Origin of the sequence: Paractinoplanes abujensis (assembly GCF_014204895.1) — a bacterium.
GTDB lineage: Bacteria > Actinomycetota > Actinomycetes > Mycobacteriales > Micromonosporaceae > Actinoplanes > Actinoplanes abujensis.
Genome location: NZ_JACHMF010000001.1, coordinates 2,419,308 through 2,431,611, shown reverse-complemented (window position 1 = coordinate 2,431,611; position 12,304 = coordinate 2,419,308). Strand labels below are relative to the sequence as shown.

Below are 12,304 nucleotides of genomic sequence, written 5' to 3'. Positions count from 1 at the left end.
GGGGCGAACTACGGGACGTGATGGGGACGCTGCACAGTGGACGGCAGCGCGGCGGAGCTGACGGCGCGGCGCCGGGTCGTGGGTGGCGTCGGTGGGGCTGCTGTTGTGCTGGGTCTGATCGCGTTCGCGGCCGACTTCGTGGACGGCGCCGCCGGGCCGGTGCTGACGGCGCTCACCAGCAGCGGGTTCGCCTGGGGGATGGCCGGGTTCCTGGCCGGGTGGGCGCGTGGCGGGGGTGGCCGGCGGGGCGCGATCGGACGGGCCGTTGCGCTGCTGGTCTTGGCGACTCTCGTCTACTACCTGCTGATCCTCGTGGGCACCCGGCGCTGGCTGGCCAGTGGTGTGGTGGCGCAGGGGCTGATCGACGTCGGGGCCATGACGGCTTTCTGGCTGGCCGGTTCGGTCGTCGGCGGCACCGTGCTCGGCTACCTGGGCTGGCTGGTGCGACGCGGCTCGGCGGTCACGAGGGGCCCGGTGGTGGGGAGCGGCTCGGCGGTCACGAGGGGTCGGGTGGTGGGGAGCGGCTCGGCGGTCACGAGGGGTCGGGTGGTGGGGAGCGGCTCGGCGGTGGCGGCGGGCCAGGCGGTGGGGAGCGGCTCGGCGGCAGTGAGCGGCCCGGCGGTGGCGAGTGGCCCGGCGGTGGCGATCGGCACGGCGATGGCGAGCGGCCCGGCGGAAGGGGCCGGCTTGGCGAGGCCAAGCGGCCGGGCGATGACGGGCGGCTCGGAGGTGACAGAGGGCTTGGCCGCAGCGGGCGGCGCTGCGGCTGCGGGCGGCGCTGTGGGGGCGGGCGGCACTGCGGCTGCGGGCGGCGCTGTGGGGGCGGGCGGCGCTGTGGAGGCGGGCGGCGCTGTGGGGGCGAGGGGCGCTGCGGTGGGGGACGGGCCGGCGGTGCGCCGGGTTGGTGCGGCGGCTCTGGGGGTGGCGTGCGGCCTGCTCTCCGGGGACGGCTGGGCCAGGGCCTTCCCCGGTTTGCCGTGGGCGGTATGGCCGGGTGGGGGGCCTTTCAGCGGCTATGCCCTGGGGCGGTTGCTGATGGTGTGGCTGCCCGTCGTCGTGCTGGTGGGACTAGCTGTCGTGGGGCGGCTCTGGCGGCAGTGGCCGGTCATGGTCGGCGCGGCGGTGGTGTCGGGGGTGGTCAGTGCTGGTGGCTGGCTACTGTTTCAGCAGGTTGTCCAGTATGCGATCCAGGGCCTGACGGTCGGCCTCGGATAGGGCCAGCGTCTCGTCCACGGTGGTCGCCGCCGCGGTGGCCGCGTCCAGCAGGTGGCGGCCCGACGGGGTGAGGCGCAGGCTTTGGCGGCGGCGGTCGGCCGGGTCCCGTACGCGTTGGACGGCTCCTCGCTCCTCCAGGTGGTCGGCGAGCTGAACCACCAGGCTGGGCGCCACGCCGAGGGCCCCGGCCAGGGCCACCTGCGACTCCGCCCCGGCCGAGCGCAGCCGGCTGAGCAGGGTCACGTGTTTGGGCTTCAGGTCCAGTGTCGACAGTCGCGCGGCCAGGGCCGCCTCGTGGGCCGCGCCGAGCAGGGCCAGCCGGAACGACAACGTCTCCAGGGGAGTGCTTGCCATGCGGCTACCATAACCGCCGTCAATGATTCAGGCGGCCAACGATGGCGTCGACGAGGCGGTCACCGTCGGCGGGGGCGGCACGTGGACCTCGACGCCGTCGCCGCCGCGGCGCTTCGCGCGGTACATGGCCGCGTCGGCCAGTTCGACCACGGCGGGCAGGGTCGACGCCGGGCCGCCGGCCACGCCGATGCTCAGGGTGGCCGGGCCGTCGAGTCCGCGCACAGCTTCGGCCATCCGTTGCGCCACCTCGCGGCCCAGGGCGTTGCCGAGGCCGGGCAGCAGCACCGCGAACTCGTCGCCACCGAGCCGGGCCACCAGGTCGTCCGCGCGGACGAGCGCGGACAGCGAGTCGGCGATGGCCCGCAGCGCGGCGTCGCCGGCCGCGTGGCCGTCGGTGTCGTTGATCTGTTTGAACTTGTCGGTGTCGATGACCAGCACGGTCGCCCACATGTCGGCGCCGCCCTCGTAGTTGCTCACGGCCGCGTCGAACGCGCGCCGGTTGGCCAGTCCGGTCAGCGGGTCGATCCAGGCCTCGACGCGCAGCTGCTCCATCGAGCGGATCGTCTCGACCGAGTTGAGGGTGCGCAGCCGCTGCTGCCACAGGGCGACGGCCAGGGTCCGCCCGTACGCGGTGCCGGCCGCGGCCACCGACGAGCCCAGCGCGGCCAGCAGCAGCGCATGCGTGTGGTGGTGGGCGGCTGTCAGGACCACGCCCGTGTCGGGCGGCAACGCCGCGATGGCCTGTTCGATCACCTCGAGCGCCTCCTCGGGCTGGGCCGAGCGGCGCAGCGCCACCGCGTGGAACGGCCCGGCGAAGGCGAGCAGCAGCGCGCTGATCCCGCGGGCCCGGAGCCGGCCCAGGTAGTAGCCGATCTCGGTGGCGGCGGCGATCGGCAGCTGGCGGTCGGCTTTGGCGCAGGCCGCGGCGAGCAGCGCGTAGTCCGCCCACACCTCGGCGTCGGGGCCTTGCGCCTCCGCGGCGGCGCGTTCCCCGTACTCCTCGGCCCGGGTGGTGTGGCTCTCGGCGGTCGCGGCGTCGCCCACCTGGTAGAGCTCGAGCGCCCAGACGAGGTGCAGCTCGGCCAGGTTGATCAGCCACATGGCCCGGTTGCCGTTGCCCGGTTCGAGCTTGGCGCTCAGCGTGTAGGCGGCCTCGTAGTGCGGTCCGACCAGCTCGTACAGGCGCAGCTCGTAGAAGGCGATGGCGATCGCGACGCGGGCGTTCACGGCGGCCGCCGGCTCGGTCTCGTCCAGCACCAGCGACTCGGCCTTGACCAGGTCGTGCAGGACCCCGTCGAGGTCGTAGGGCGCAGCCTGGGCCTCACCGATGCGCGAGCGCAGGCCGGCCCGGGAGGCCAGCGCGGCGGCCCGCCAGCCCGGCGACGCCTCGGTCTGCAGCATCCGCTCGACGGCGTCCTCGAAGGCGGGGATGTCGCCCAGCACGTTGAAGGCGATGACGCGGACGAAGTGCAGGCAGGCGTGGTCGCCGTCGACGTTGCCGTCGTCGTCGACCTCGGCGTCGCCGAGCAGCGCGTCGGCACGGGCGATCGCCTCGACGGCCTGCCCGGCCTGCGCCTGCTCGAGCAGACGTACGACTTCCTGAACTGGCTGCATCCCGCCTCCTGGCTTCGACTATCGGCCGCGGGGCGCGCGTCTGCAGGAAAAGTCAGCGCTGGGCGAAGCGGTACTCGACCTCGGGCCGGCCCGGCCCGCCGTAGCGGGGACTGCGCCGGACCTGTCCGGTTTCGGCGAGATGTTCGAGGTAGCGACGTGCGGTGACGCGGGAGGCGCCCATCCGCGCGGCCACCTCGGCCGCCGACAGCCCGGCCGGCGTGTCCGTCCCGCCGGCCCGCAGCACACCCAGGATCAGGTCGAGGGTGCCCTGGTCGAGGCCTTTGGGCAGCGAGTCGGGGGAGGAGCCGCGCAGCGCCGCGAACGCGCGGTCGATCTCGTGCTGCGCGGCCACCTGCTCGGCCCCGAGCATCTGTGCGCGATAACGGGCGTATCCGAGCAATTTCTCCCGGAACGTGGCGAAGGTGAACGGTTTGAGCAGGTAGTGGGTCACGCCCAGCGACACCGCCGACCGCACCACCGCGAGGTCGCGGGCCGACGTCACGACCAGCACGTCCGTGCCGATCCCGGATGCGCGCAGGGCCCGGGTCAGCTCGAGGCCGTTCATGTCGGGCAGGTTGAGGTCGAGCAGCACCAGGTCGACCGGCGTCGCGCGCAGCGTGGCCATCGCCCGTTGCGCGGTGTGCGCCACACCGGCCACTTCAAAACCTTCGACCCGTCCGGCGTACGCCGCGTGAGCGTCGGCCAGGAGCGGCTCGTCCTCGACGACCAGGACGCGGATGGTGCTCACGGGACGACCGCCGGCAGGGGAAGCCGTACGGTGATCAGGGCGCCGCCGCCCGGTCCGGCGGTGACGCCGATGCTGCCCCCGTGCCGGTCGGACACCTGCTTGACCAGCGCCAGTCCCAGCCCGCGGCCCCGCGCCTTGGTCGACCAGCCCCGGGTGAACGCCCCCTCGGGCAGCCCCGGCCCGGTGTCGCCCACCCGCACCAGCACCTCACCGTCGGCCTCGCGCACCAGCACGGTCACCACCCGCGGCGGCCCGGTGCCGGCCACCGCCTCCAGCGCGTTGTCGACCAGGTTGCCCACCACCGTGATCAAGTCGCGGCTGGGCAGCGGCGTCGTGTCGCCGAGGCGGGAATCCTCGTCGATCACCAGTTGCGCGCCGCGCTCGGCGGCCTGGGCCGACTTGCCCAGCAGCAGCGCGGCCAGGGCGGGCTCGCTGACCGCCCCCACCACCTGGTCGGTCAGCTGCTGGGCCACGGCCAGTTCGGCGGTCGCCAGTTGCAGTGCCTCCTCGGTGCGGCCGAGCTCGACCATGGTCAGCACGGTGTGCAGCCGGTTCGCCGCCTCGTGGGCCTGCGACCGCAGCGCCTCGGTCAGACCGCGTACGGAATCCAGTTCGCCGGTGAGCGTACGCAGCTCGGTGTGGTCGCGAAGCGTCAGGACCGTGCCCACGGTCTGCCCCTCGGAGCGGATCACCCGCTGATTGGCCACGAGCACCCGGTCGCCGGCCAGCACGGGCTCGTCGGCGACCGTGGTCTTGGCCGCGAGCAGCTCGCTCACCTCGGGCGGCATGTCGAGCGAGTCGTCGGTCAGGCCCAGCAGGCGGCGGCCCTCGTCGTTGACCAGGGTCACCCGGCCCGCGCGGTCGGCCACGACCAGGCCCTCGCGCACGGAGTGCAGCACCGCGTCGTGGTATTCGTACATCCTGGTCATCTCGGCCGGGCCGAGGCCGTGGGTCTGCCGGCGCAACCGGCGGCTGAGCAGCCACGACCCGGCCGCCGCGATGAGCAGCGCCAGCGCGGTGGGCACGGCGACCGCCGGCGTACGGGAAAGCAGTTTCTGGTTGAGAGCGTGGGTCGTGATGCCGACCGAGACGAGCGCGACCACGGCGCCGCGCTCGGTCACCGGGACGACTGTGCGCACTGATTCGCCCAGCGTGCCGACGCTCTTCTCGACCACGGTGCCGCCGTGCAGGGCGTCGTCGATCGAGCCGATGAACGGACGGCCGATCAGCTCGGGGCTGGTGTGGGTGAAACGCGTGCGGTCGCGGGCCATGACGACGATGAAGGTGGTGTTCGTGGCCAGGCGCACGCTTTCCGTGTACGGCTGCAGGATCGCCGACGGATCCGGCTCGTGCAGCGCGTCGACGACCGTGGGCGAGTTGGCCACCGCGTACGCGATGCCGATCACCTGGTCGATGGCCGCCTGCTCGGTGTCCTCCTGGGCCAGCCGCACCGCGCCCGCCGTGCCGATCGCCACCAGTGTGGTCACGACCAGCACCTGGAGCACGAAGAGCTGCCGCGCGATGCTCCACCGTCTTGTGATCGGCATATTTCCGGTCCGGTTCCCTGCGGTAAACAGAATGAACGCAATGTCGCGCCCGGGGTGAGACGCAGGACACAGTCTGCGGCATGGAGACCCAAACCCCCACTCCGCGGGTCCGGCGGGACCGAACGCACTACCTTTACCTGGCGGTGATCGTCGCGGTCCTGGCCGGCATCGCGGTCGGTCTCGCGGCGCCCGACGTGGCCAAGGAACTGAAGCCGATCGGCACCGGCTTCGTGAACCTGATCAAGATGATGATCGCCCCGGTCATCTTCTGCACGATCGTGCTCGGCGTCGGCTCGATCCGGCAGGCGGCCAAGGTGGGCCGGGTCGGCGGCCTGGCCCTCGGTTACTTCCTGATCATGTCGACCGCGGCGCTGGCGATCGGCCTCGTCGTCGGCAACATCATCCACCCCGGCTCCGGCCTGCACCTGGACGCCGCGGCCGCCGCGGCCGGGCAGAAGCAGGTGGGCGAATCGGCCGACGAGGGCCTGGCCGACTTCGTGCTCGGCATCATCCCCAACAGCCTGCTCTCCTCGCTGACCGACGGCGAGGTGCTGGAGACCCTGCTCGTGGCGCTGCTGGTCGGTTTCGCCGTGCAGGGCATGGGCCGCCGCGGCGAGCCCGTGCTGCGCGCGATCACCGTGATCCAGCGGCTCGTCTTCAAGATCCTGGCCATGATCATGTGGCTGGCCCCGATCGGCGCGTTCGGCGCCATCGCGGCGGTGGTCGGCGAGACCGGCGTCGACGCGCTCAAGAGCCTGGCCCAGATCATGATCGCCTTCTACATCACCTGCGCGATCTTCGTGTTCCTCATCCTCGGCGCCCTGCTCTGGCTGTTCACCCGGATCAACCTGTTCTCGCTGCTCAAATACCTCGGCCGCGAGTTCCTGCTGATCCTGTCGACGTCGTCGTCGGAGTCGGCGCTGCCCCGGCTGATCGCCAAGATGGAACACCTGGGCGTCAGCAAGCCGGTCGTCGGCATCACCGTCCCGACCGGGTACTCCTTCAACCTCGACGGCACGGCGATCTACCTCACCATGGCCTCGCTGTTCATCGCCGAGGCGCTCGACCAGCCGCTCTCCATCGGCGAGCAGATCTCCCTGCTGGTCTTCATGGTCATCGCCTCCAAGGGCGCGGCCGGCATCACCGGCGCCGGCCTGGCCACCCTGGCCGGCGGCCTGCAGAGCCACCGCCCCGAACTGGTCGACGGCGTCGGCCTGATCGTCGGCATCGACCGGTTCATGTCCGAGGCGCGGGCCCTGACCAACTTCGCCGGCAACGCCGTCGCCACCGTGCTGGTCGGCACCTGGACCAACGAGATCGACCGCGACAAGACCCGGGCCGTGCTGGCCGGCGAGGACCCGTTCGACGAGGCCACCATGCTCGACGACGCCGAGGACGACACCCCGTCGCAGGATTCCGGCGCCGCCGCGGAACCGGCGCCGGCCGCCAAGGCCTGACCCAGCGGGCCTCCATCCGGTGCCACCTCGGCGGCCCGGCCTTCCGTCCCCCGTGCGGAAGGCCGGGCCGCTCTGTGCGTCGGGCCCCTCGCCGGCCGTGAGTAACATGATCGGGTGCTTGCCCCCGGAGCCATGCTCAGCGACCGCTACCGCCTGACCCGACGCCTCGCCGCAGGCGGCATGGGTGAGGTCTGGCGTGGCGAGGACGTCATGCTGCACCGCCAGGTCGCGATCAAGGTGATGCTTCCGGCGCTGCGCAACGACCGCGAGTTCGTCACCCGCTTCCGCACCGAGGCGCGCATGATGGCCGCGCTGCGCCACCCCGGCATCGTGCAGGTCTACGACTACGGCGAGACCGCCGACGGCGACTACCTGGTGATGGAGTTCGTCGAGGGCATCCCGCTGGCCAAACGGATCGAGCAGGCGGGCCGGCTCGGCCCCGCCGAGACCATGACGATCGTGGCCCAGGTGGCCGACGCGCTGCAGGTCGCGCACGAGGCGGGCATCGTGCACCGCGACGTCAAACCGGCCAACCTGCTCGTCCGCCCGGGCGGCGCGATCGTGCTGGTCGACTTCGGCGTCGCCCGCTCGGCCACCGCCAACGGCCTGACCGGCACCAACGTGGTGCTCGGCTCGGCCAACTACATGGCGCCCGAGCAGGCCGAGGGCAAGCCGATCGGCCCGCCCACCGACGTGTACGCGCTGGGCGCCGTCGCCTACTGCTGCCTCACCGGGCGCCCGCCCTACATCGGCGACAACCCGCTGCAGGTGATGACCCAACTGGTGTACGGGGACCTTCCCACCCTGCCGCCCGACGTGCCCCAGCCGGTGGCCGCGCTGGTGCTGCGCACCCTGGCCAAGGAGCCCTCGCACCGGTTCGCCAGCGCCGCCGAGCTGGCCGCGGCCGCCCGCGCGCCGGGCCGCATGCAGGGTGGCGGGGTCCCGCCGCAGACCCGGCCCTACCGTCCGAACGGCGGGCCGGGGCACACGGCGGCCGGTTTCCCCAGCTCGGGGCGGGCCCAGGTGGGGCCGCGGCAACCCGCGCAGACGGGCGGCTATCCGGCCGGGCCCGCGCCGACCCGGGTCGGCGGCTATGCCGGCGGACCGCAGAGCGGCTTCCCGTCCGGCGCTCCGGGCGGCTTCGGCAACGCCCCGCAGGGCGGCTTCCAGCAGGGCCGGGCCCAGGCCGGCCGCGCCCCGCAGGCCGGCTTCAACACGTCGGGCTCGGCGTCGGTGTCCGGCGCGGCCTCGGTCCCGCGGCCGGGCGCGGCGAGCGGCGGCATCGGTGGCAACGGTCGTTCGGCGTCCTACGACGCCGACCCGTCCGGCTCCGGGCCGGCCAAGCGGCGGATGACGATCGTCGCCGCGACCGTGGCGGCCCTGGTCGCCGTGGGCGGGGTCGGTCTCGCCGTGGCCTGGCCGTCGCTGTTCGGCGGGTCGGACGACTCCGGCGGCGACATCGTGGCGGCCGACGGGGCGACCACGGCGCCGGCCGCCAAGCCCGGCCGGACGGGCGGCACCAAGACGAAGGACCCCGAACCCGACAAGACCACGGACAAGGCGGAGCCCACCACCGAACCCACCACGACCAAACCGCAGGCTCAGCCGCAGGACCCGGTTGCGGCCTGCGGCGACGGGTTCGACGTGGCCGACCGCAAGAACCTCAAGGGCGGCGGCACCAGCGGCCGGGTCTACCTGCTCTACAACGAGGACAGCGACGAGAGCTGCGTGGTCACGGTCAAGCTGACCGGCATCGGGGAGAGCTCCGCCATGTCGGCCTACCTCGAGGTGCAGGGGCAGGGCCCGACGCAGGACAACACGTCGTCGATCGACTACGTCGGCCCCGTCAAGGCCGTGGCCGGCGAGGCCTGCTTCAAATGGGGCGGCTCGATCGGCGACCAGTCCTACTTCAGCGACTTCGACAACTGCGACTGAGACAGGATCGAGTCCACCGCCGCGCGAACGGCGTCCAGGCAGGGGCGCAGGGCGGCCAGCGCGTCGACCGCCGCGTCGAGGTCGCGGACGCGGGCCCGCTCCTCGAGCAGCCCGCACGCGTCGGCCGCCTCCCCGGCGCCGATGTTGGCCATGATGCCTTTGAGCTGGTGGGCCTCGTTGCGCAGCGTCTCCGCGTCGTCCAGGGCCAGGGCCTGGCTGATCGACTCGACGTGGCCCGGGATCCGCTCGACCATCGTGCGCAGCAGACGCTCGATGATCGGCGCGCTCCCGGCCGGGTCGGGGCCGCGCAACTGGTCGAGGCGCTGCTCGATCTGGGTGACGACCGACGGAGTGGCCCACTGGGCCAGCGCGGTGGCGACCTCGGCCGGCACGAGCGGCTTGGCGATGTGTTCGTCCATGCCCGCCTCCAGGCAGCGGGCCCGGTCCTCGGCCAGGGCGCTGGCGGTCAGCGCGACGATCGGGACGTGCCGGTCGGGCCCCTCCTGGCGGCGGATCTCGGCCGTGGCCGCATAACCGTCCATCTCGGGCATCAGGCAGTCCATGAAGATCAGCTGGTAGCGGTGCCGGCCGGCCATCGCCACCGCCTCGCGGCCGTTCGTGGCGACGTCGGCCGAGTAGCCCAGGTTGGCCAGGATGCCCAGGGCCACCGTCCGGTTGATGTCGTTGTCCTCGACCAGCAGCACGTGACCGGGGCCGGTGGCCGGGGCGGGCGGCGGTGACGCGGGCGGGTCGTCGCCCGCGAGCACGCCGACCAGCGCGTCGTAGAGCTGCGACTGACGCAGCGGCTTGGTGAACGCGGCCGACAGCACGGCCGGGTCGGGTTCCGAGGGCAGCTTCTCGTCGTCGTTGATCAGCAGGATGGTCTTGGGTGCGGGCGTGCCGGCCGGGGCCCGCTCGAAGGCGCCGTCGTGGATCACCAGGTCGATCGGGCGGCCGGTGGCGGCGGCGTCGCGCAGGATCTCCTCCGCCTCCTCGCCCCGCTGCACCCCCGTGGCCTGCATCGACCAGGCCGCCAACTGGTCGGAGAGCACGGCCCGGTCGTTCTCGTCCTGGTCGACGATCAGCACGCGCAGGCCGTCGAGGGCGTGGTTCTCGGACACGTCGACCCCGGCTCGGGCCGCCCGCAGGGTGACGGTGAACCAGAACGTGCTGCCCTGCCCGGGTTCGCTGTGCACGCCGATGCGCCCGCCCATCAGTTCGACCAGGTCGCGCGAGATGGCCAGGCCCAGGCCGGTGCCGCCGAACCGCCGGGTGGTGCCCGCGTCGGCCTGTGTGAACGGCTCGAACAGCTGCTCCTGCTGATGCCGGTCGATCCCGATGCCGGTGTCGCGCACCTCGAACCGTACGGGAACCGCATCAGGACCCGCCGACAGCGCGGTGTCGGGGGTGACGGTGATCGAGACCCGCCCGTACGGGGTGAACTTGATCGCGTTTCCGGCCAGGTTGAGCAGCACCTGGCGCAGCTTGGCGGCGTCACCGCTGACCGTGGCGGGCAGCCGCGGGTCGCACTCGCCGGCGATCGCCACGGAACTGGTCGTGCCGGGCGGGGCGGCCAGCGACACCACGTCGTCGACGAGCCGCCGCAGCTGGAAGTTGGTGTCCTCCAGCAGCACCTTGCCCGCCTCGAGCTTCGAGAAGTCGAGCACGTCGTTGATCACCGACAGCAGCGCCGAGCCGGCCGTGCTGATCCCCTCGGCGTACCGGCGCTGCTGATCGTCGAGTGTGGAGCCGAGCAGCAGGCGGGTCAGGCCGATGACGCCGTTCATGGGCGTGCGGATCTCGTGGCTCATCGACGCCAGGAACTGCGACTTGAGCCGGGCCGTCTCGATCGCCTGGTCGCGCGCCTGGGCCAGGGCCTGCTCGGTCTCCAGGCGGGCGCTGATGTCGCGGGCGAACGCGTGCAGATGCAGCAGGCCGTCGTGCTGGATCCGCCACATGGTCAGCTCCACGGGCACCTCGCGGCCGTCGTGGTGCAGGGCCACCAGCTCGGTGGGCCGGTCGAGCAGCCAGTCCCACCGCCCGTCGAGGAATCGGCGCAGGGCCGCTCGATACCGGCCGGGCAGCACCGTCTGGGCCACGTCACGGCCGATGATCTCGTGACGGGGCCAGCCGAACACCTGCTCGGCCTGGCGGTTCCACTCCAGCACCACGCCGTGCGAGTCCATGGTGAAGAACGGGTCCGCCGCCGCCTCCATGATCATTTCGAGCTGTTCCCGTTCGACCCGCAGCCGCTTCTCGGCCTGCACCCGCGCCGTGATGTCGTGCGCGACGGTCGACGCCCCGATGATGCGACCGTCGTCGTCGCGCATCGGGGCCATGCTCAACGAGACCTCGATGATGCGGCCGTCCTTACGCATCCGGCGCGTCTCGTGCTGCGGCACCGTCTCACCCTCGTTGACCCGGGCCAGCAGGTGCTTCTCCTCGTCGAGCCGGTCCGGCGGCAGCAGCCGCGTGACGTCGTGCCCGATCATCTCGGCCGCGGTGTAGCCGTAGAGCCGTTCGGCGCCCGAGTTCCACGTCTGGATCGTGCCGTCGAGCGCCTTGCTGACGATCGCGTCGTTGGACGACTCGACGATCGCGGCCAGCCGGGCGTTCGTGTGGGCCTGGAGCCGGCGCGCGGTGACGTCCTGGATCGCGGCCAGCACCATCGTCTTGCCCTCGGCCTGCACCGGCGACAGGCTTACGTCGACCGGGAACTCCGAACCGTCCTTGCGCTGCGCGGTCAGCAGCATGCCCTCGCCCATCGGACGGGCCGAGGGTGTGGCGAAATACCGGTTGCGATGCTGGACGTGCACTTTGCGGCTGGCGCCCGGCACGAGCGTCTCGATCGCCGCCCCGATCATCTCCTCGCGGGGGTAGCGGAACAGCTCGAGGGCCCGGGCGTTGGCGTGCACGATGTGCCCGTCGCTGTTGACGCAGACCATCGCCTCGGGGGACGCGTCGAGCAGGCTGCGGAACTTGCCCTCGGCCAGGCGCAGCTGGGTCACGTCGACGCCGGCCCCGAAGATCGCGTACGGGCGGCCGCGGCCGTCCCGCAGCGCGTGCAGGGTCGTCACGTACCAGCGGTCACCGCACTCCTCCTCGTACGCGACGGGGCCGGTGCCGGCCAGCACGTCGCGGTCGTGACGGGAGATCTCGGCCATCCGCTCCGGAGAGTGCACCTCGTGGTCGTAGCGGCCCGTCGCTTCGTGCAGGCCGTGCAGCTTCTCGTACGCCGGGCTGACGATCTGGTAGCGCCCGTCGAGCGATTTCACGAACGCGGGGGCGGCGGTCTCCTCGAGTATCGCGCCGAGGTGGATGTAGCGCTGCGTACGGCGGCGGTCGTAACGAAGGGCCAGCCGGCGCCAGGCCCAGGCCAGCCCGGCCACGGTGACCGCGGCGGAGGCGACGTGTCGGCTGCTCACGGTCATTAA

General features: G+C 72.7%; 8 protein-coding genes. 3 read left to right on the top strand and 5 right to left on the bottom strand.

The window, feature by feature from the left end; all coding sequences use genetic code 11:
- Window positions 1-36: 36 nt before the first annotated feature.
- Window positions 37-1,215 (top strand): hypothetical protein, encoded by a 1,179-nt coding sequence (locus BKA14_RS10735; protein ID WP_184950783.1) that lies wholly within the window; start codon window positions 37-39, stop codon window positions 1,213-1,215.
- Here BKA14_RS10735 and BKA14_RS10730 read toward each other — a convergent pair.
- The 4 genes from BKA14_RS10730 to BKA14_RS10715 are packed head-to-tail and all read right to left on the bottom strand — an operon-like array spanning window position 1,156 to window position 5,478.
- Window positions 1,156-1,569 (bottom strand): MarR family winged helix-turn-helix transcriptional regulator, encoded by a 414-nt coding sequence (locus BKA14_RS10730; protein ID WP_184950782.1) that lies wholly within the window; start codon window positions 1,567-1,569, stop codon window positions 1,156-1,158. The genes BKA14_RS10735 and BKA14_RS10730 overlap by 60 nt on opposite strands.
- A 27-nt stretch (window positions 1,570-1,596) precedes the next feature.
- Window positions 1,597-3,183 carry a GGDEF domain-containing protein gene (locus tag BKA14_RS10725; RefSeq protein WP_184950781.1) on the bottom strand — a complete coding sequence of 529 codons (1,587 nt, stop codon included), beginning with the start codon at window positions 3,181-3,183 and terminating at the stop codon, window positions 1,597-1,599.
- A gap of 52 nt (window positions 3,184-3,235) precedes the next feature.
- Window positions 3,236-3,931 (bottom strand): response regulator, encoded by a 696-nt coding sequence (locus tag BKA14_RS10720; RefSeq protein WP_184950780.1) that lies wholly within the window; start codon window positions 3,929-3,931, stop codon window positions 3,236-3,238.
- Window positions 3,928-5,478, bottom strand: a complete 1,551-nt coding sequence (locus BKA14_RS10715) for a sensor histidine kinase (RefSeq protein ID WP_184950779.1) — start codon at window positions 5,476-5,478, stop codon at window positions 3,928-3,930. The genes BKA14_RS10720 and BKA14_RS10715 overlap by 4 nt, the downstream gene beginning before the upstream one ends.
- Window positions 5,479-5,558: 80 nt before the next feature.
- Between BKA14_RS10715 and BKA14_RS10710 the strand changes: the two genes are divergently transcribed.
- Both BKA14_RS10710 and BKA14_RS10705 read left to right on the top strand, forming a co-directional pair.
- Entirely contained in the window at window positions 5,559-6,935 is a 1,377-nt protein-coding gene (locus tag BKA14_RS10710) for a cation:dicarboxylate symporter family transporter (protein WP_184950778.1), read from the top strand.
- Window positions 6,936-7,049: 114 nt separating this feature from the next.
- On the top strand, window positions 7,050-8,870 hold the full coding sequence (locus BKA14_RS10705) for a serine/threonine-protein kinase (RefSeq protein WP_239092359.1): 1,821 nt from the start codon (window positions 7,050-7,052) through the stop codon (window positions 8,868-8,870).
- Here the strand turns inward: BKA14_RS10705 and BKA14_RS10700 are convergent.
- Window positions 8,840-12,295: a PAS domain S-box protein gene (locus BKA14_RS10700; protein WP_184950777.1), complete on the bottom strand. Its 3,456-nt coding sequence runs from the start codon at window positions 12,293-12,295 to the stop codon at window positions 8,840-8,842. The genes BKA14_RS10705 and BKA14_RS10700 overlap by 31 nt on opposite strands.
- Between the last annotated feature and the right edge of the window lie 9 nt (window positions 12,296-12,304).